Source organism: Pseudomonas sp. G11, from assembly GCF_029457515.1.
Classification (GTDB): Bacteria; Pseudomonadota; Gammaproteobacteria; order Pseudomonadales; family Pseudomonadaceae; genus Aquipseudomonas; species Aquipseudomonas gorinensis.
The window spans coordinates 135,473-155,476 of sequence record NZ_CP120377.1; the positions used below are offsets into that span (position 1 = coordinate 135,473).

Annotated in this window: 18 protein-coding genes; 7 read left to right on the forward strand and 11 right to left on the reverse strand. The window is 60.9% G+C overall.

Annotation, left to right across the window (positions count from 1 at the left end; all coding sequences use genetic code 11):
* Positions 1–5 precede the first annotated feature (5 nt).
* Positions 6–1,421: an acetyl-CoA carboxylase biotin carboxylase subunit gene (locus P2T68_RS00595; RefSeq protein WP_024078181.1), complete on the reverse strand. Its 1,416-nt coding sequence runs from the start codon at positions 1,419–1,421 to the stop codon at positions 6–8.
* A 194-nt stretch (positions 1,422–1,615) separates the two neighbouring features.
* Here P2T68_RS00595 and P2T68_RS00600 point away from each other — a divergent pair, with 194 nt between their 5' ends.
* The gene (locus P2T68_RS00600; protein ID WP_024078182.1) at positions 1,616–2,590 is read left to right on the forward strand and encodes a LysR family transcriptional regulator; all 975 of its coding nucleotides are present in this window, start codon (positions 1,616–1,618) and stop codon (positions 2,588–2,590) included.
* On the opposite strand, the gene P2T68_RS00605 is transcribed toward P2T68_RS00600, so the two are convergent.
* The 3 genes from P2T68_RS00605 to P2T68_RS00615 form a co-directional block, all read right to left on the reverse strand.
* On the reverse strand, positions 2,520–2,717 hold the full coding sequence (locus tag P2T68_RS00605) for a hypothetical protein (RefSeq protein ID WP_081329271.1): 198 nt from the start codon (positions 2,715–2,717) through the stop codon (positions 2,520–2,522). The two genes, P2T68_RS00600 and P2T68_RS00605, sit on opposite strands and share 71 nt — an antisense overlap.
* 152 nt (positions 2,718–2,869) lie before the next feature.
* Positions 2,870–3,736, reverse strand: coding sequence for a transcriptional regulator HexR (gene hexR, locus P2T68_RS00610; RefSeq protein WP_010168370.1), 867 nt, complete (start codon positions 3,734–3,736; stop codon positions 2,870–2,872).
* 162 nt (positions 3,737–3,898) lie between these two features.
* Complete coding sequence (locus P2T68_RS00615; RefSeq protein WP_024078183.1) at positions 3,899–6,772, reverse strand: EAL domain-containing protein; 2,874 nt, start codon at positions 6,770–6,772, stop codon at positions 3,899–3,901.
* Positions 6,773–7,051: 279 nt separating this feature from the next.
* On the opposite strand from P2T68_RS00615, the gene uvrD reads away from it, so the two are divergent.
* From uvrD to P2T68_RS00630, 3 genes are all read left to right on the forward strand, one after another.
* Positions 7,052–9,235, forward strand: a complete 2,184-nt coding sequence (uvrD, locus tag P2T68_RS00620; protein ID WP_024078184.1) for a DNA helicase II — start codon at positions 7,052–7,054, stop codon at positions 9,233–9,235.
* A 189-nt stretch (positions 9,236–9,424) separates the two neighbouring features.
* The gene (locus P2T68_RS00625; RefSeq protein ID WP_024078185.1) at positions 9,425–10,294 is read left to right on the forward strand and encodes a Tim44 domain-containing protein; all 870 of its coding nucleotides are present in this window, start codon (positions 9,425–9,427) and stop codon (positions 10,292–10,294) included.
* A 134-nt stretch (positions 10,295–10,428) separates the two neighbouring features.
* Positions 10,429–10,836 carry an SMI1/KNR4 family protein gene (locus tag P2T68_RS00630; RefSeq protein ID WP_024078186.1) on the forward strand — a complete coding sequence of 136 codons (408 nt, stop codon included), beginning with the start codon at positions 10,429–10,431 and terminating at the stop codon, positions 10,834–10,836.
* Positions 10,837–10,909: 73 nt separating this feature from the next.
* Here P2T68_RS00630 and P2T68_RS00635 read toward each other — a convergent pair whose 3' ends face one another.
* Positions 10,910–12,673, reverse strand: a complete 1,764-nt coding sequence (locus tag P2T68_RS00635; protein ID WP_024078187.1) for a cation:proton antiporter — start codon at positions 12,671–12,673, stop codon at positions 10,910–10,912.
* 291 nt (positions 12,674–12,964) lie between these two features.
* Here P2T68_RS00635 and P2T68_RS00640 point away from each other — a divergent pair, with 291 nt between their 5' ends.
* On the forward strand, positions 12,965–13,450 hold the full coding sequence (locus tag P2T68_RS00640) for an acyl-CoA thioesterase (protein WP_024078188.1): 486 nt from the start codon (positions 12,965–12,967) through the stop codon (positions 13,448–13,450).
* Positions 13,451–13,518: 68 nt separating this feature from the next.
* On the opposite strand, the gene pdxY is transcribed toward P2T68_RS00640, so the two are convergent.
* Positions 13,519–14,391, reverse strand: a complete 873-nt coding sequence (pdxY, locus tag P2T68_RS00645; RefSeq protein WP_277378905.1) for a pyridoxal kinase PdxY — start codon at positions 14,389–14,391, stop codon at positions 13,519–13,521.
* 117 nt (positions 14,392–14,508) lie between these two features.
* Between pdxY and P2T68_RS00650 the strand changes: the two genes are divergently transcribed.
* On the forward strand, positions 14,509–14,904 hold the full coding sequence (locus P2T68_RS00650) for a DUF3301 domain-containing protein (protein ID WP_024078190.1): 396 nt from the start codon (positions 14,509–14,511) through the stop codon (positions 14,902–14,904).
* Here P2T68_RS00650 and P2T68_RS00655 read toward each other — a convergent pair.
* From P2T68_RS00655 to dksA, 4 genes are read right to left on the reverse strand one after another with little or no spacing between them, the layout of a single operon-like run.
* Positions 14,898–15,860: a CobW family GTP-binding protein gene (locus P2T68_RS00655; RefSeq protein ID WP_024078191.1), complete on the reverse strand. Its 963-nt coding sequence runs from the start codon at positions 15,858–15,860 to the stop codon at positions 14,898–14,900. The genes P2T68_RS00650 and P2T68_RS00655 overlap by 7 nt on opposite strands.
* Positions 15,861–15,904: 44 nt before the next feature.
* Entirely contained in the window at positions 15,905–16,549 is a 645-nt protein-coding gene (locus P2T68_RS00660; protein ID WP_069077326.1) for a DUF1826 domain-containing protein, read from the reverse strand.
* Positions 16,549–17,757, reverse strand: a complete 1,209-nt coding sequence (zigA, locus tag P2T68_RS00665; RefSeq protein WP_024078193.1) for a zinc metallochaperone GTPase ZigA — start codon at positions 17,755–17,757, stop codon at positions 16,549–16,551. Before zigA ends, P2T68_RS00660 begins: the two co-directional genes overlap by 1 nt.
* 27 nt (positions 17,758–17,784) lie before the next feature.
* Positions 17,785–18,189 (reverse strand): RNA polymerase-binding protein DksA, encoded by a 405-nt coding sequence (dksA, locus tag P2T68_RS00670; protein WP_024078194.1) that lies wholly within the window; start codon positions 18,187–18,189, stop codon positions 17,785–17,787.
* A 126-nt stretch (positions 18,190–18,315) separates the two neighbouring features.
* Between dksA and P2T68_RS00675 the strand changes: the two genes are divergently transcribed.
* Positions 18,316–18,684 carry a glutamine synthetase gene (locus tag P2T68_RS00675; RefSeq protein WP_150054441.1) on the forward strand — a complete coding sequence of 123 codons (369 nt, stop codon included), beginning with the start codon at positions 18,316–18,318 and terminating at the stop codon, positions 18,682–18,684.
* On the opposite strand, the gene P2T68_RS00680 is transcribed toward P2T68_RS00675, so the two are convergent.
* Positions 18,681–19,892, reverse strand: a complete 1,212-nt coding sequence (locus P2T68_RS00680; RefSeq protein ID WP_069077324.1) for an N-acetylmuramoyl-L-alanine amidase — start codon at positions 19,890–19,892, stop codon at positions 18,681–18,683. The genes P2T68_RS00675 and P2T68_RS00680 overlap by 4 nt on opposite strands.
* Positions 19,893–20,004 lie beyond the last annotated feature (112 nt).

Here is a 20,004-nt window from a genome sequence, read left to right on the forward strand (position 1 = left end):
GTTCCTCACAGGCCTGCGTGGGCGGCGATGGCGGCGGCGATGGCCAGGGCCAGCTCTTCGGGTTTGCGCTTGATCGAGTAGTTGGTCAGCTCAGGATGGCTTTCCACAAAACTGGTGTTGAACTGGCCGCTGCGGAATTCCGGGTTGCGCAGGATTTCCTGATAGTAAGCGGCGGTGGTCTTCACGCCTTGCAGGCGCATGTCATCCAGGGCACGCAGGCCGCGGTCCATGGCTTCTTCCCAGGTCAACGCCCACACCACCAGTTTCAGGCACATGGAGTCGTAGAACGGCGGGATGGTGTAGCCGGTATAGATCGCCGTGTCGGTGCGCACGCCGGGGCCGCCGGGCGCGTAGTAACGGGTGATCTTGCCGAAACTGGGCAGGAAGTTGTTTTTCGGGTCTTCGGCGTTGATACGGAACTGCAACGCGAAACCACGGTGCTGGATGTCTTCCTGCTTCACCGACAGCGGCAGGCCCGAGGCGATGCGGATCTGCTCGCGGACAATGTCGATCCCGGTGATTTCTTCGGTGATGGTGTGTTCCACCTGCACCCGGGTGTTCATCTCCATGAAGTACACCTCGCCCTCGGCGAGCAGGAACTCCACGGTGCCGGCGTTTTCGTAGCCCACAGCCTTGGCCGCGCGCACCGACAGGTCGCCGATATAGGCGCGCTGTTCCGGGGTCAACTGCGGGCTCGGGGCGATTTCGATAAGCTTTTGGTTGCGGCGCTGGATCGAGCAATCGCGCTCGAACAGGTGCACCACATTGCCAAAGCTGTCACCGAGGATCTGCGCCTCGATATGCTTGGGGTTGACGATGCATTTTTCCAGGAACACTTCCGCCGAACCGAACGCCTTGGTGGCTTCGGAGATCACGCGGGGGAAGGCTTGTTCGAGTTCTTCGCGGCTGTTGCAACGACGGATGCCGCGACCGCCACCACCGGAGGTGGCCTTGAGCATCACCGGGTAACCGATACGGTCGCCTTCAGTGAGGGCTTCGGCGATATCGGCGACATTGCCTTCAGTACCGGGCGTGACCGGTACGCCGGCCTTGATCATGCTGCGGCGCGCTTCGGTCTTGTCGCCCATACGGCGAATCACTTCAGCCGAAGGACCAATGAATTTGATCCCACGTTCGGCACAAATGTCTGCCAGTTCGGCGTTTTCCGACAGGAAGCCGTAGCCGGGGTGCAAGGCATCACAGCCGGTTTCCACCGCCAGGTTCACCAGCTTGCGCGGGTTCAGGTAGCCGGACAGGGGCTCGGCACCGATGCTGTGGGCCTCGTCGGCACGCTTGACGTGCAACGCATGGCGGTCGGCGTCGGAATAGACCGCGACCGAGCGAATGCCCATCTCGGCGCAGGCACGCACGATTCGTACGGCAATTTCACCACGGTTGGCGATCAGGATCTTTTTTATCACTTGGAAATTCCCTTGAGCCGATTGCTGCGTTCTTCGACCCGCTAGACCCGGGTCGGCGCGTGACCAAATGTTTCAAGCCAGTCGCAGCCCCACACTAAGCCCGTAGAGGGATTAACAAAAATCAATAATTATTGGGTCGCGCATAAGTAAAGACTTATAGTCGACACACTGGATGGGATCGAGGGGATTTAAAAATGCGTAAGTCATTGATGAGACTGACATTACGGCAATTGCAGATCTTCAATGAAGTGTGTGATTTGCGCTCGTATAGCCGTGCCGCCGAGGAAATGTCTCTCACCCAACCGGCCGTCAGCCTACAAATTCGCCAGCTGGAAGAGCTGATCGGCCAGCCGTTGTTCGACTATGTCGGTAAAAAGCTCTACATGACCGAGGCCGCCGAAGCCCTGCAACGGGCCAGTCGCGATATTTTCGGGCGCCTGGAAAACCTCGACATGCAGCTATCGGACATGCAGGGTTCGTTGCAAGGCCAGTTGAAGCTGGCCGTGGAATCCAGCGCCAAGTATTTCGTACCGCACCTGTTTGCCGCGTTCAAGCGCCAGCATCCCGAAGTGCAGTTGCACCTGACGGTGGTCAACCGTGCCCAGGTGATCCGCAGGCTTTCGGACAACCGTGATGACTTGGTGATCATGTCCATGGTGCCTCAGGACATGGGCCTGGAGTTCCTGCCGTTCCTTAACAACCCCATCGTTGCCGTGGCGCCACCCGATCACCCTTTGAGCCTCCAGGGCCCCTTGCGCTTGCAGGACCTGGAACCCTACACGCTGTTGCTGCGCGAACCGGGCTCCGGTACACGGCTGGCCTGCGAGGAGTACTTCAAGGAAAAACGCGTGCACTTCACCCAGACGGTGGAGGTGGCCTCGGCCGAGGCGCAGCGTGAGTGCGTGGTGGCAGGGTTGGGCGTGGCCTTGTTGACGCGCCACGCCCTGAACCTGGAACTGGCCACCGGCGGGCTCAAGGAGCTGCCGGTGGAAGAGCTGCCGCTGTACCGCAGTTGGTGCCTGGTGCAGGCCAAGGCCAAGCGCCTGTCACCGGTGGCCCATGCATTCCTGGGCTTTATCCGCAGCGAGCGGGTGCAGATCAGCGCGTTGGCTGAGCGCTTCGCTGGGCAGCCGCGGGTGCCTGCCAGTGCAGTTCCGGGTAGTCACTGATGCTCTGCTGCAGCTGGCGCTGGTCGCAGCGGTCTTCGATTGCGCGACGGAACGCCATGCGGCGCTGGTCTTCCTGTTGACGGCGGGTCTTGACGGAGCTGTTGCTGTCTTCGTAGTGCCGGGTCATTTTGGAGTCTCCCAATGCGAGTACGGGGAGTACAGGATCGGCTCGGCGGATGACATGACGATGACAGCCTGGTGAAGATTCTGGACACACAGAAGATGCAAAGGTGGGAGGGGGCAAGCCCCTCCCACCTTTGAAACGAATGCAACCTTGAATCAGTCGTCGAGGGCTTTGACGGACTTGGGCGAGAGCCGCAGGCTGCGCAGACTGCGCTTCACGCTCTTGAGGTGATTGACCAGGCTCGGACCGCGCGCCATGGCCACACCCATCGCCAACACGTCGATCACCACCAGGTGGGCGATGCGCGACGTCAGCGGCGTGTAGATTTCCGTGTCTTCATGCACGTCGATCGCCAGGTTGACCGTGGACAGTTCCGCCAACGGCGTCTGGCTCGGGCACAAGGTGATCAACGTGGCGCCGCTTTCACGCACCAGGTTGGCGGTGATCAGCAGGTCTTTGGAGCGACCGGACTGGGAAATGCAGATGGCCACGTCGGTCGGCTTCAAGGTCACGGCCGACATTGCCTGCATATGCGGATCGCTATAGGCCGCAGCGGTCAACAGCAGGCGGAAGAACTTGTGCTGGGCATCCGCGGCGACAGCACCTGATGCGCCAAAACCGTAGAACTCGACACGCTGGGCCTGGGACATGGCGGTCACGGCCTTTTGCAGCTCCACCGGGTCGAGCTTCTCACGCACTTCCATCAGGGTGTGCAGGGTGGTGTCGAAGATTTTCAGGCTGTAGTCAGCGACCGAGTCGTCTTCATGGATCGCAAACTGCCCGAAGCTCGCGCCAGCGGCCAGGCTTTGGGCCAGCTTGAGCTTCAAGTCCTGGAACCCGGAGCAACCGATGGCGCGGCAAAAACGCACGATGGTCGGCTCACTGATGCCCACGCTGTGGGCCAGGTCGGCCATGGAACTGTGCATGACGGCCGCAGGGTCTAGCAGCACGTGATCGGCAACCTTGAGTTCCGATTTGCGTAACAGGTGGCGCGACTGGGCGATATGTTGCAACAGGTTCAAAGGGCAGGACTCTTGTTATTGGCAGGCGCCAGGGATGTAGCAAGCTTGTAGTTATACTACAAGAATTGTCGTTTTGCCCGTCCGATGCATCACTTAATCGCCCTGCTGCCCTTTGAATCTAAGGGCAGGCGAGTTGTAGCCACAATGGCTGAAGGCCCGGTGCTAGGAAAAATCTGCTTTTTTTCGTAACAACTCTGCCAGGCCATCGGCTTCCATCGGCCGACTGATCAGGTAGCCCTGCACCTCGTCACAACGCTCCCCCCGCAGGAAATCCAACTGCTGTTGGTCTTCCACGCCTTCGGCCACCACCTTGAGCGCCAGCCCGTGGGCCATTGCAATGATCGCCCGCGTAATGGCCGCGTCTTCGCGCCCCTGGCCGAGGCCACGAATAAAGGTCTGGTCGATCTTCACGTAGTCCACCGGGATGCGCTTGAGGTAGCTGAGGGACGAATAACCGGTGCCGAAATCATCAATGGCCAGCTTCACCCCCAGGTCCCGCAGTTGCTGGAAAGTCGCGATGATGTGTTCCACGCTGTCGAGCAACTGGCTTTCGGTCAGCTCCAGTTCGAGGTATTGCGGGTCCAGCCCGGTTTCTTCCAGCACCTGGCGCACCAGGCTGACCAGCTTGCCCTGGCGCAACTGGTGCACCGACAGGTTCACCGACACCCGGATCGGCGCCAACCCTTGGCGCTGCCACTCGCAGGCCTGCCAGCAGGCCTGGCGCAGCACAAACTCGCCCAGCGGCACGATCAGGCCGGTTTCTTCGGCCAGGCCGATAAAGTCCCCCGGTGGCACCATGCCCCATTGCGGATGCTCCCAGCGAATCAACGCCTCGGCGGCGTTCAGTTGGCCGGTGGCCAGGCATAATTTGGGTTGGTAGAACACCGTGAGCTGGCGCTCTTCAATGGCTTTACGCAGATGGTTTTCCAGTTGCAAACGCTCCAGCGTGCTGGCTTGCAGGCTGTCGGTGTAGAACTGGAAGTTATTACCGCCCAGGTGCTTGGCATGCTGCATGGCCATGTTCGCCTGGCTGACCAAGGCTGAAATTTCCCGCGCGTTGTCCGGTAACAGGCTGACCCCCATAGAGGCACTGACTACCAGCTCATGCCCTTCCACTGCCACCGGCACACGCAGCTTGGCCAGTAGCCGCGTGGCGACCCGCGCGAGGCTCGACAAGTTGCCATAGGCATCGAAGAGCACAGCGAATTCGTCGCCGGACAGTCGCGCAATGGTGTCGGCTTCCGGCAGGGCGTTGATCAAGCGCCGCGCCATTTTCTGTAACAACTGGTCGGCCACTTCATGGCCCAGGCTGTCATTGAGCAACTTGAAGCGGTCCAGGTTGATATGCAGCAGCGCCAGGCTACGCCCGCCCTGGCGGACGCGCTGGTGGGCTTCGCGCAGGCGTTCGCGAAACAGCGAGCGATTGGCCAGGCCGGTCAATTCGTCATAGTGGGTGAGGTAGCGCATACGCTCCTCGGACTCACGCCGCGCCGACAGATCGGCGAAGAAGCCCACGATATGGCTGACTTTTCCTCGAGCATCCCGCACAACATTCAGTTGCAGCCACTGCGGATACAACTCGCCACTCTTGCGTGTCTCCACCAGTTCACCCTGCCAGGTGCCGTGGCTGAGCAGCGCCTGGCGGATCACCGGGAAGTGACGCCGCGCATCGCGACTGCTGGGCAACTCCACGACATTGCGACCCAGCATATCGTCGATGTCGAAGCCGGTGACGCGACTGAAAGCCCGGTTGACGGCGATCAGCACGTAGTCCGGGTCAAGGATCACAATGCCTTCACTGGCGGCTTCGAACACGGTCGAGGCCAGGCGCTGTTGTTCTTCCAGGGCCTTGCCGGCACTGATATCGCGACGGGTACCCAGCATGCGCGTGACCCGTCCGCTGGGCGCACGCTCCACGGCGCGGCCACGGTCTTCGATCCACACCCAGTGGCCATCGCCATGGCGCACGCGGTATTCCACCTGGTAGTCCTCACTGCGACCCTTGAGGTGCTCCACCAGGGCACGCTTGAGCAACGGCAGGTCGTCGGGGTGCAGGCGCGGCTTGAGGTGGCTGAGCATCGCCGTGACGTACTCGGGCTCCAGCCCGAACAGTTCTTTGAGCTGGGTGTGGTGCACCTCGTCGGTTTGCAGGTTCCAGTCCCACAGCCCCAGTTCGCTGGCTTGCAAGGCCATCGCCAGGCGCGCTTCGCTTTTGTTCAGGGCCAGGCTGGCCGCGTCCAGTTCCTGGCTGCGTTGCGCCACGCGGTCTTGCAGGCCGATTTGCGCTTCGCGCAGTTCCTGTTCGACTTGGCGGCGTTGCTCGACTTCGCGCACCAGGTCCTGGTTCAACTGCTCACTGCGCTGTTGCGCCTGCTGGAGATGTTCGATCAGCGCCTGGTTTTGGAAACGTCGCAACAGCCCGCGCTGGATCAGGCGATTGACCTGCCACGCCACCACGCTCAGGGACGCCAGCAGGATCAGGCCAAGTACCCCCCAGCCTTGTTGTTGCGGGGCACCGTTCCAGAACAGATAGACGATGGCCGGCACCAGGCATGGCAAGGCGAATGACAGGAACGCGGGCAAGCTCACCGCGTAGGCCACGCTGGCAGACAGCGTGGCCGCACCGATCAGGCCGAACACCCAGGCCTGCTGCGTAAAGCTGTCCACCGGCACCAGGGCAATGGCGGCAGTGGCCAGGGTCAGCCCGCTGGCGGCCGAGCCGAGCATGAACCTGCGGCGCCAGATCGGCTGCGCCTGGCGGCTGGGCATGGCCGAATCAAAGGCCGCCACCTGGATCACGCGCATGGCCACCAGGGCGAGCAGCCAGACCAGCCAAATGCTGTCCAACAAGTATTGCGTGGGGTTCCAGAGCAGCCAGGCGCAGACCAGGCCGTTGACCAACATCAACAGGGTCGGCAGCAGCGAGCCCTGATAGAGCAGGCGTGTGCGCTCGACCGCCATCTCGGTGGCGTAGTGTTTGTGGATGACCTGCGCTGGCGCCGCCGAGGGGCTGAACAGATCGGTGCTGAGAGTCATAGGCAGTGTTCTTATAATGGTGAGCCCGAAACGTCGACGGAGCATACACAAGCAAGCGCTTGGGCCAAACTGCTCCACGTCATAAAAACTGCATGGTCATCCGGCGCAAACCCAGGGGCCAGACAGCTTGAGCGAGACGCTGCGCGGGCTGCGGCCATTGACTGACCGGTCATCACCCCATGCAGAATGTTCAGCCGCCCGGAATCACCGTGGATGTTTTCCGTCGACCACCCGGCATTGGGGTTTGCCCCACTCCCCCCAGCAACCTAGAATGCGCCGATGCGCGATGATCTCTCTCTTTTGCTGAACTCCCTCAACGATGCCCAACGCCAGGCCGTAGCGGCCCCCGTTGGCCGTCAGTTGGTCCTGGCCGGTGCTGGCTCCGGTAAAACCCGAGTGCTGGTGCACCGTATCGCCTGGTTGATCCAGGTCGAGAACGCGTCCCCGCACTCCATCCTGTCGGTGACCTTCACCAACAAGGCCGCTGCCGAGATGCGCCACCGCATCGAGCAGTTGATGGGCATCAGCCCGGCCGGTATGTGGGTGGGCACCTTCCACGGCCTGGCGCACCGCCTGTTGCGGGCGCACTGGCAGGAGGCCGGGCTCGCCCAGACGTTCCAGATCCTCGACAGCGATGACCAGCAACGCCTGGTCAAGCGCGTGATCCGCGAACTGGGGCTCGACGAACAGCGCTGGCCTGCGCGCCAGGCCCAGTGGTTTATCAACGGCCAGAAAGACGAGGGCCTGCGCCCGCAGCATATCCAGGCCAGCGGCGACCTGTTCCTGGCCACCATGCGCAGCATTTATGAAGCCTATGAGGCCGCCTGCGCGCGTGCCGGCGTGATCGACTTCTCCGAGTTGCTGCTGCGCGCCCTCGACCTGTGGCGCGACAACCCAGGCTTGCTGGCCCATTACCAGAAGCGCTTCCGGCATATCCTGGTGGACGAGTTCCAGGACACCAACGCCGTGCAGTACGCCTGGTTGCGCCTGTTGGCCAAAGGCGGCGACAGCCTGATGGTGGTGGGCGACGACGATCAGTCGATCTACGGCTGGCGTGGCGCGAAAATCGAGAACATCTACCAGTATTCCGAAGACTTCCCCGACGCGGTCACCATTCGCCTGGAGCAGAACTACCGCTCCACCGCCGGTATCCTCAAGGCTGCCAACGCCTTGATCGCCAACAACACCGGGCGCCTGGGCAAAGAGCTGTGGACCGACGGTGGCGAAGGCGAAGCGATCAACCTGTACGCGGCCTTCAACGAACACGATGAAGCACGCTACGTGGTGGAAACCATCGAGAGCGCGCTGAAAACCGGCCTGGCGCGCAGTGATATCGCGATTCTGTACCGTTCCAACGCCCAATCGCGGGTATTGGAAGAAGCCCTGCTGCGCGAGCGCATCCCGTACCGCATCTATGGCGGCCAGCGCTTCTTCGAGCGTGCGGAAATCAAGAACGCCATGGCCTACCTGCGTTTGCTCGAAGGCCGCGGCAACGATGCGGCGCTGGAGCGGGTGATCAATATCCCGGCCCGTGGCATCGGCGAGAAAACCGTTGAAGCCATTCGCGACCACGCGCGCCATGCCGATGTGTCGATGTGGGAAGCCATGCGCTTGCTGATCGCCAACAAAGGCTTGACCGGCCGGGCTGCCGGGGCGCTGGGGGTGTTTGTCGAGCTGATCGAGAACCTGGCGGCCAAATGTTCGGAAATGCCGCTGCATTTGATGACCCAGACCGTCATTGAACAGTCCGGGCTGATTGCCTATCACGAAGCCGAAAAAGGTGAAAAAGGCCAGGCCCGGGTAGAAAACCTTGAGGAATTGGTCAGCGCCGCCCGTGCGTTTGAAAACACCGAGGAAGATGAAGAGCTGACCCCGCTCGCAGCCTTCCTCGGCCACGCCTCGCTGGAGGCGGGTGACACCCAGGCCGACGAGCACGAAGACAGCATCCAGCTGATGACCTTGCACAGCGCCAAGGGCCTGGAGTTTCCCTATGTGTTCCTGGTGGGCATGGAAGAAGGCCTGTTCCCCCACAAGATGAGCCTGGAAGAACCCGGCCGCCTTGAGGAAGAACGCCGCCTGGCCTATGTGGGCATTACCCGGGCGATGCAGAACCTGGTGATGACCTACGCTGAGACCCGACGCCTGTACGGCAGCGAGACCTACAACAAGGTGTCACGCTTCGTACGTGAAGTGCCGAAAGGGCTGATCCAGGAAGTACGCCTTTCCAACAGCGTCAGCCGCCCGTTCGGCGGTGGCCAGCAGCAGAACTCCAGCAGCATGTTTGCGGGTTCCGAGATTCCGGAAACGCCGTTCAGCCTGGGCCAGCAGGTCAAGCATGCGATCTTCGGCGAAGGGGTGATCCTCAACTTCGAAGGTGCCGGCGCCCAGGCACGGGTGCAGGTGAACTTCGCCGAAGGCAGCAAATGGCTGATGATGGGCTACGCGAAACTCGAAGCGGTCTGAAACAATTCCAAACATGAAGGTTGCTGGCCCGCCCTTGTTTTTAACGAGCGCGGGCCAATATCTGTAACAAGTCCTACAGACCATCCTGAATCGATCTTACGCAAAAGCCCGAAACATTATGTTGCTAGCCACTGTCACGACACCTGTGCAACATGGCGCGCGTGCAATCCACAAATGGGAATTCCCTTTATGAAACGTTTTCTTAGCATCGCCATGGCGTTATGCATAGGCCTGACGATGAGCCTCGACGCCAACGCCAAACGCTTCGGTGGCGGCAAAAGCATGGGCTCGGCACCGACTCACCAGACCAGCCAAATGGCCCCATCCGCCGGTGTAGGCGGTGCTGCCGCTACCGCAGGCGCAGCCGGTGCTGCTGGCGCTGCTGCCAAGGCCGGCGGTGCTTCGCGCTGGTTGGGCCCTCTGGCCGGTATCGCGGCCGGTGGCCTGCTCGCCTCCATGTTCATGGGCGGCGGCTTCCAGGGCATGCAGATCTTCGACATCCTGATCATGGCGGTCATCGCCTTCCTGATCTTCCGCTTTATCGCCGCCCGTCGCCGCAAGCAGCAGGAGCATCTGGCGCCCGCCGGCGCGCCGATGCAGCGTGAAGTGTTCGAGCAGAAACCCGCCATGGGTTCGATCTTCGGTGGTTCGTCAGCCCCTGCTGCCGCCCGCCCAGTGATCAACGCACCGGCCTGGTTCAACGAAGAGCGTTTCGTCGAAGCGGCCCGCAGCCACTTCCAGTCCCTGCAACAGCACTGGGACGCCAACGAAATGGACAAGATCTCCGAGTTCGTGACCCCGCAACTGCTGGAGTTCCTCAAGCGCGAACGCGCCGACCTGGGCGACGGCTTCCAGTCGACCTACATCGATGACCTGCATGTCCAGCTGGACGGTGTGGATGACCGCGCCGACAAGACCATCGCCACCCTGACGTTCAGCGGTGTGTCGAAAACCTCGCGCTTCGACCAAGGTGAAGTGTTCAGCGAAAGCTGGAACATGGAACGTGCCCAAGGCGACAACCAGCCATGGCTGGTCGCCGGTATCCGTCAGAACGGCTGATACCCGCACGCTTGTGCAAGCCGTAACAAAAACCCCGGACTTGTCCGGGGTTTTCTATTTCACGGTTGCACTTATAGCGAGCTACTGTATAAAACGCCCCTATAACCGCGCCATCTAGCAAGAGGATCCCGGACGTGGAAGAAGTCATCGAACAATTGCGTGAAGCCAACGAACCGGTTCCGGTTCCTCTGGAGCTGCCTGATGAAGACCAGCTGGTGGAAATCGAAGAAGAGCTGTTCATCAATATTCCGTTCGTCTTCAAGGAGTTTCTGCTGACCGTCAGCGACGTGGTGTACGGCAGCCTTGAGCCGGTGACCGTCACCGACCCGCAATCCCACACCTACCTGCCGGAAGTCGCAGCAAATGCCTGGGATAGCGGCGTGCCGCGCGAGTTGATCCCGATCTGCCAGGACGGCGACGACTATTACTGCGTTGAAGAAGACGGCACGGTGGTGCTGTGGTCCGGCGAAGAAGAACTTGTCACCGAGGAGTCTTGGGAATCGGTATGGCACTGGGCGCGGGACGTCTGGTTGGAAAGCTAAGACCTGATCCCCGTGGCGAGCGGGCTTGTCGAATCGTCGCACCGCCCGCGTTGGGCTGCGCAGCAGCCCCCCATCAGTGCTCCGGCGTATCCTTATGGTTATCCAGCGTCTCCAGCAAGGCGACCTGCATCCGCGTATGCACACGGATAAACCAGCGCCACAGCACAGCCGCCACCGCCGCCGCGACCACAGCGATCAGCACCAGCAGCTTGTTGGTCGGCAGAATACTCGCCGACAAGGCGGCCAATAGCAGGAAAATCACCAGCAGCGACAGGATCGGGATCAGCTCGGCGATCACCCGACGCACGCGCTGGGTATGCCGTCCGGCCATCTCCGGCTTGACGCTCATCTCTGCCAGCAACATCGACAATGCCTTGAGCTTGCGGTACGCCGCAATCAGGAACGGCAGCGACAACAATAATGCCCCGCCCCAGATCAATGCCTTCTGCCAGCTTGGATCACTGATCCAACCTTCCAGAGACGCGCCAATACGCACCGCGAAGTAGCTGCCTGCAAAAAAGATCGACACCACCAGCGCCAGGTTCACCCCCACTTGCAGGATGATCTTGCGGATCATCGACACCAGCATCGCGCCTTCACCCTGAGGCTGAATGCTGCGCAACCATTCACCATACAACCCGAACACTCGGCTCATACGCTTGGGCATCACTGCCGCGATCTTCAACGACAACGGGTCGGCGCCGCGAATCAGGTACGGCGTGAGCAGCGTGGTGATCGCCGAAACGGCCACCGCCACCGGGTACAGGAAGTCGCTGGTCACCTGTAACGTCATCCCCAGCGCGGCGATGATGAAGGAAAACTCGCCAATCTGTGACAGCCCCATGCCAACCCGCAACGAAGTGCGGCCATCGTTGCCAGCGATAAACGCGCCGATCCCACAGGACAGCATCTTGCCCAACACCACGGCGACGGTGATCACTGCAATCGGCCAGGCGTATTGCAACAGGATCTGCGGGTCGATCATCAAGCCAATCGCCACGAAGAAGATCGCGCTGAACATGTCGCGAACCGGCTCGATCAAGCGCTCGATCTTAATCAACTCGCGGGACTCAGCCATGATCGCGCCGATCAGGAACGCCCCCAGCACCATGCTGTATTCCAGCTTGACCACCAGCAGGCAAAAACCGAAGCACAGGCCCAATACAGTGATCAGCAGCATCTCGTTGCTGTCGAACTTGGCCACATAGGCCAACAAACGCGGCACCAGCAAAATGCCGATGACCAACGCGACGATCATGAACAGCGAGAGCTTACCGACCGTGGAAAACACTTCGCCCGAGCTGACCGTGCCACTGACGGCGATACTCGACAGCAAAGCGATGATGCCGATGCCGAGGATGTCTTCCACGATCAGCACGCCGAAAATCAGCTGGGCGAAGCGCTGGTTTTTCATCTTCAGGTCATTGAGTGCCTTGACGATGATGGTGGTCGAGGAGATCGCCAGGATCGCGCCGAGGAACAGCGAGTCCATCGTGCTCCAATCGAACCAGCGGCCAATCTCGTAGCCGATCCAGATCATGAGGATGATTTCGAGGAAAGCGGCAATAAATGCCGTGGCGCCCACCTTGAACAACTTGCGCAGGCTGAACTCCAGGCCCAGACAGAACATCAGGAAGATCACCCCCAGCTCGGCGAGGGTCTTGATGGTGTCTTCGTCGTGGATCAGGCCAAATGGCGGGGTGTGGGGCCCGATGATGAACCCGGCGACGATGTACCCCAGCACCACAGGTTGTTTGAGACGGTGAAACAGGATGGTGACAACCCCGGCCACCAACATGATCACGGCCAGGTCCTGGATAAAGCTGATGGCGTGCATGGCGAGGGCCTCCTTGAGGGTGCTGGCGCTTTTCCCACTTCCGCCCGCACCTTTGAACGGTCGCAAAGTGCGGAAGGAAAAGTCTGCCTTGATCGTAAGAAATGCCCTGATATGGGCTTTTGAAGGTTAACACCGCGACTTCCGCCGGAAAGCCGGTGCAATATATGGAAACAGATCGGTGCAGGCGTGACGGCAAGGCGCCCACCGGCGTCCCGTTAGGGATGGCGCTGCAAAGATTCCAGCACCCGAAGAGGTGCCTCCCCAACCAATGCCTACAACCGTGAGTGTGCTATGGAACCCGGAAACGCCCAGCTGTCGATGACGGTATTGATGACCCCCGATATGGCCAACTTCTCTGGCAATGTCCACGGGGGCACCCTGCTCAAGTACCTCGACGAAGTGGCCTACGCCTGCGCTAGCCGTTACGCCGGCCGCTATGTGGTGACGTTGTCGGTAGACCAGGTGATTTTTCGTGAACCGATCCATGTCGGCGAGCTGGTGACCTTCCTCGCGTCGGTCAACTACACCGGCAATACGTCGATGGAAGTGGGCATCAAGGTGGTGACCGAGAACATCCGCGAACGCTCGGTGCGCCATACCAACAGTTGCTTCTTCACCATGGTAGCCGTGGACGATCAGCGCAAACCCGCCGCCGTGCCGCCGCTGCAACCGCATAACAGTGAGGAAAGACGCCGGTTCGTGCAGGCCCAACAACGCCGGCAGATTCGCCAGGAGCTGGAAAAGCGTTACCAGGAAATAAAAGCCGACGCGCTATAAACCCCAAGCGGTAAACCCAATCAAAATGTGGGAGGGACTTGCTCCCTCCCACATGGGGTTCTGCGTATTTACAGGCCGATCGGCGTCGCCTCGAAGCGCACGCGCGGATGAGCAATACGATCCTGGGCCCGCACCAATTCCAACTCGTAACTGGCACAGGCCTGGGTTTCCAGCAGCACTTCATGCACCGCCGCGGCGGTGAATTCGAAGGCGGCCAGCAGGCTATCGCCCAGCAGCACCCGCGCCAGGAACAACCCCGAGGTCAGGTCGCCCACGCCCACTGGCTGGCGGGGGAACGCCAACAGCGGGCGGCGCAGGTGCCAGCTGCCGTCGGCAGTAACCAACAGCATTTCGAAGCCATCCGGCAGCTTGCCCGGATAATCCAAGTGTTTGACCAGCACCGCCTTCGGCCCCCGGGCCAGCAACGCCTTGGCCATGCCCAGGCAGTCGAACAGCGACTGCGGCTTACGACCGGCAAAGCTGTCCAGCTCCAGTTGGTTTGGGCAGAGGAAGTCGGCCATGGCGGCGGCCTCCTCCAGCAGGAAATCGCTGACCTCCTGCGGCACGATGCAGCCTTTTTCCGGGTGCCCCATGACCGGGTCGCACAGGTACAGGGCCTTCGGGTTGATCGCTTTGATCCGCTCCACACCGGTGAGAATGGCGCGGCCCTGATCGGCACTGCCCAGGTAACCGGACAAGATAGCGTCGCAGTTGCCCAACTCACCAATGGCCGCAATGCCTTCCACCAACACCGGAATCTGCTGCGGCGCCAACACTTCCCCTGCCCACTGTCCATACTGGGTGTGGTTGGAGAACTGCACCGTGTTCAGCGGCCAGACGTTCACCCCGACGCGCTGCATGGGAAACACGGCGGCGCTGTTTCCGGCGTGGCCAAAGACCACATGAGACTGGATCGCAAGCAGATGAGGTGTGCGTTTCATGCAGGAGATTTCCGTAAAGCCGTTTAAATTCTGGCCGCGCAGTATGCGACTAAACGCAGCCTATACGACAGACCGGCGACACAGTTAAGCTGCTCTCACTTTGTTGGAGTTTTTCGCATGCTGACCTTGGGAAACATCTTCGTGTTGATGCTGCTGGCGACCGGTGCCGCCTGGGTCTGGCACAACCACGGCCTGCGCGAGCGGGCGTTGGAGCGGGTCAAGCAGCATTGCGCCAAACTCGACATCGAGCTGTTGGATGGCGCCGTGGCACTCAAGCGCATCGGCTTTGTGAAAGATGCCAACGGCCGCCGGCGCCTGGCGCGGGTCTACAACTTTGAATTCACGGTGACCGGGGAAACCCGCCATCCGGGAACCATCACCCAGTTCGGCGCCCACAGCGCACAAATCGAACTGGCGCCCTACCCCTTCGAGATCAAGACGCCACTGCCCAGCGCCGAGGTCATCGAGCTGAGCCAATGGCGCCAGGACCACGCCACCAAGCATCGTCACTGACGGCAGGCGGCCAGCGAATGCTGTAGCAGGGCCACGTCCTGGGGTTCGCTGAAGATCAATTCGATGCGTGAGTCGCGCCGCCATTCGCTGGGTTGCCAGGCAATCGGGCTGTTATCCACAGCGTTGGCGGATAGCCAGCCCTCGCCACTGTGGATAACCAGTTTGGCGCGGCGCCAGCCGAGACCGGTCAGCCACTGATGCAGGCGCTGCGGGTCGAATTGCTGGCTCGGGTGCCAGCGCCAGCCGATGCTCCAGCCACCGTCCTGAGCCTGGCTCAGGCAGATCGGCAGCAGGGGGTCGCTCCAGATGGCCGGTATTTGTGCGAGGCCTTTGGGCACCGTGAAGTTATCCACAGTGGCGCCGGCCCGTGCGCTTGAGCCTGGTAAGCGGTTCAGCGGCAATTGCGCCTGGCGGGTCCAATACACCGGGCAATCGGGTAACTGCCGTTCGATGGCCTGACGCTGTGCGGTGTCCAGCGCCTCATCTTTGTTCAAGACCAACAGCCCGGCACTGGCCAGCGCTTCCAACTGCGCAGGTGGCAAGGGCTTGCCCGCCGCCAGGGCTTGGGCATCCAGTACCAAGACGCAGGGTTGAACCGCCAGCACGTCCTGCCACGGCGGGTCCCGCAGTTGCTTGAGCAATTGCGCCGGGTGACCCAGGCCCGAAGGCTCGATAAAGACACGGTCAGGCTTGGCCTTACGCAGCAGACGACCAAGGCCCACCTGGAACGGGGCGCCATTCACACAGCACAGGCAGCCACCGGCAACTTCGCCCAAGGCAATGCCATCGTCATCCTGAGTCAGCAGCGCGGCGTCCAGGCCAATCTGCCCGAACTCGTTGATCAACACCGCCCAGCGCTCGTTGGCCGGGCGTTGAGCGAGCAGGTGCTGGATCAGGCTGGTCTTGCCGGCACCCAGGGGCCCGGCAATCACGTGGGTGGGAATGTTCTGCAGCATAAGAGGCATCATTTTGACCGTGTAGAGAGCTTGATCCTACGCGGTTATGCCAGCCAATCCAGCGTCAGGATCAAGCGTCGCTCATCCGCCTTCAAGGCCGGCGAGCGGTGAATCAGGCCATGACCCTCGTTGCCATGCCATTTCGTACCCTTGAGTAGAGCCACCTCACCGCAGAGGATTTGCTCGATGCGGTCAGTGGGTTCAGCATCCGACTGGCCCAACGTGCGACGGTCCATCACCCCCTCGCGCAACCACTGGCTGCCGATGCCGGCATAGGTGGTGATCAGCCGCACAGGCACATGATCAACATGAAAACGCGGGCACATGGCCTTGTCCAACAACCGCAGGCGCACGCCGATGCGCCTGGCGCCCAGCAGGCAGGCAAAGGCGCTGATCAGCCACGACACATCGGCGATAAAGCCCTCATAACCCTCAAGATCGCGGCAACTGGACGCCAGGCCGTGCAGATTTGGCTCGGCGCCTTCGCTGTCCAGCTCGATCACCAGCGATTCAGCCAACGGCTCATTGAGCGCCACCAGCAAGGCGCCGAACTCGGCGATATGCAGGGGTAATTGGCGCTGCCACAGCGCCAGGTTCACGCCATCCTCAAGGATATCGGACAGCGCCAGCGGGGTTTCACCGCGGGTCTGGCGAATCACGGGGCGCAGGGACATGACCGGCGCCAGCATCAGGCGGCCACCTCTTCATACCAAGGGCCGAAAGGATCGGCCAGTAAGCGCCAGGCGTCGACGCCCAGGGCCATTTCTTCGTCGGTGAGCAAACAAGCGTCCAACTCGGCACGCATCTGTGCGAAGTCGATGTTCTGCCCGATAAACACCAGTTCCTGGCGGCAGTCGCCCGTGCTCAGTTGCCAGTTGCCCATGATCGCGGCGACGCTTTCTTCATCCTGCGGCCACTGGCTTTTCGGTACAAAGCGCCACCAGCGTCCAGCAAAGCCATGGCGCATCAGGCCACCCGCCTGTGACCAACTGCCAGCGTCCTGGTGCTTGCTGGCCAGCCAGAAAAACCCCTTGGAGCGCAGCAACTTGCCGTTCACCCACGGGCGATCGATAAAGTCGAAGAAGCGTTGCGGATGAAAAGGTCGGCGGGCGCGATAGACAGTGGATGCGATGCCATATTCTTCGGTTTCCGGTACGTGTTCGCCGCGCAATTCCTGCAACCAGCCTGGGGCCTGGGCGGCGCGTTCAAAGTCAAAGCGGCCGGTGTTGAGGATCTTGTTCAGCGGCACTTCGCCCATGACCATCGGGATGATTTCCGCCTGGGCATTCAGGCGTTCGAGGATGGCCATCAGTTCCTCACGTTCGTGGCTGCTGATCAGGTCGATCTTGCTGATCAAAATGACGTCGGCGAACTCGATCTGCTCGATCAGCAAGTCGGTGATGGAGCGTTCGTCTTCTTCTCCCAGGGTTTCGCCACGAGAAGCGAGGCTTTCGGCGGTCTGGTAGTCGAGCAGGAAGTTCATGCCGTCAACCACAGTGACCATCGTGTCCAGGCGCGCGATATCGGCCAGGCTTTGTTCGTTTTCATCACGGAAGGTAAACGTTTCGGCCACGGGCAAGGGTTCGGAGATGCCGGTGGACTCGATCAACAGGTAATCAAACCGCCCTTCTTTGGCGAGTTTTCCGACTTCTTCCAGCAAGTCTTCGCGCAAGGTGCAGCAGATGCAGCCATTGCTCATTTCCACCAGTTTTTCTTCGGAACGATTAAGGGTGACGTCGCGCTGAACCTCGCTGCCATCAATGTTGATTTCGCTCATGTCGTTGACGATCACCGCAACCCGCAGGTTGTCGCGGTTGCGCAGGACATAGTTGAGCAGCGTACTTTTACCGGCGCCGAGAAAGCCGGACAACACGGTAACGGGGAGACGATTGGGCATCAGGTAGTCCTCATCAGGGTTGGCCGGTCAAATCGCCCGTTTATGGCGTTCGCGCAGCTCTTCGCGTTCTTTGGCTTCGATACACAGGGTGGCGGTGGGGCGTAGCAACAGGCGTTGCAGGCCAATGGGTTCGCCCGTTTCGCGGCACCAGCCGTATTCGCCGCGGGCCAGCCGTTCCAGGGCGTCATCGATCTTGTCCAACAGCTTCTTTTCCCGCTCCAGCAGGCGCAGTTGCCATTGGCGCTGTTCTTCGGCGCTGCCCACATCGGCAGGGTCGCTGTTGGGTTCCTGTTCGCGCAGCACCAGGAACTCAGCGTCGATTCGAGCTTGCAGCTCGTTGCGCTGGGCCAGGAGCAGCGTGCGGAAGAAGCCTTGCTGGGCTTCGTTCATGTAGTCGGCGGGCGGTTGGGCCAGGAGGTCTTGTTCGGTCATGGGAACGGTTCACGGGTCAGGCTGTGCTTTTATGTTATATTATAACAACACAAATAAGCCAATCCCCCCTTGCTCGTCACGACGAAGGGCGCAATGCTTGATCATCTTCCTGCCCCGAGACCCCCTATGAAATACCTGGTGTGCGGCCTGTTATTGGCAGCAGCAGGATCTGCCTGCGCCCAAGTACCGAGCCTGTTGGCCAACTGCACGCGCAGCGCCAACCTGCTGGCGTGTGTGGACTCGCAAGGCAATGCCTACAGCGTGGCGACAGCCGGCAGTACCACGTATTTGCGCGGTTTCGAAGTCATCGGCAAACGCTATTGGGCCCAGACCAATAGCCGTTATGGGCAACTGACGTTCTTTACCGGGTTGGCGTCGGACGGTGAAGCGTGGGTCGGCTACACACGGCGCGTGGGCTGGACCACCCTCAACCGGTTTTCCAGTTCCGGTGGCGCCAGCGCCAAGTTCACCTGCAGCCGGATAACCGGCTGTTAGACCTGGCCGTTTTTCTGCTCCTGCAGCCAGGCCACGTAGCTGTTCATCGGCGGGTTCTTCTGGAAGTATTTTTTCAACCCTTCGAACAAGCCATCGGCTACCGCCTGTTGATGACGCGCGGTGACCAGGCGCGCACTGTCCCGCGCATTGGAGATAAACCCGGTTTCCACCAGGATCGACGGCACATCCGGTGACTTGAGCACCGCAAACCCGGCCTGTTCCACGCGCTTCTGATGCAACGAGGTGATGCCCTCCAGACTGCCGAGGATGGAGCTGCCCAATTGCAGGCTGGAGGCGATGGTGGCGTTCATCGACATATCGAGAATCACCCCGGCCAGCATCGGGTCCTTGTCCTTGAGGTTCAGCAGACTGGTGGCGCCCAGCAGATCGGCGCCGTTTTCCCGTTGTGCCATGAACCGCGCAGTGGCCGAGGTAGCCCCCCCTTCGGACAAGGCATACACCGACGCCCCCGAGGCGGTGATCCGCGGTGCCGCATCTGCGTGTACCGAGATAAACATGTCGGCGTTGTACTTGTGGGCAATCTCCACGCGCTTGCGCAGCGGCACGAAGAAGTCGTCGTTGCGCACCAGTTTCACGTCAAAGCCCCTCTCGCGTTTCAAGCGCTTGGCCAGCAATTGCGCGATCGACAACACCACGTCTTTTTCGCGCTGGCCCTTGGAGCCGACCGCGCCGGGGTCCTTGCCGCCGTGGCCCGGGTCGACTACCACAATGATGTCGCGCTTGGGATGCGCCTTGTCGATCGGAGCGACCAAGGGCGCCGGTTCAACTGCGATCTGGCGTGGCGCGTGGGTGGCGCTGGTCAGGTCCAGTACCAGGCGATGACCTTGGCCATCCTGAGGCGGTAGTAGAAAACTGTTGAGCTGCATCGGCGCAGCCAGGTCGAGCACGATCCGCGTATCGCCTTTGCCGAAATGCCCCGAGCGAATCGAGGTGATCCCGCTGTTCTTCAAGGCCAGTTGAGAAAAGTCACCACTGAGGCCGGCACCGCTCAGGTCGATGATCACCCGTTCGGGTGCAGCCAGGGAGAAAGTCTTGTACTGCACCGGGCCGCTCAGGTCGAACACCAGCCGCAGTTTGTCGTCCGAGCGCCACAGGCGGGCATTGCGAATCTGCGTGGCCGATGCGGCGAACGGCAAGGTGAACAGCGGGCTGACCAGGAGCAGGTTGAGGAGCTGACGTCTGTGCATGACATATACCGCAAATAAAGGAGCGTCCCTGCTCGACATGACTGAACAAAGGCTGGAGCAGAAAATTCATCGTCGACTCAATGGTTATAATATAACATGTCTTTTTATTTCC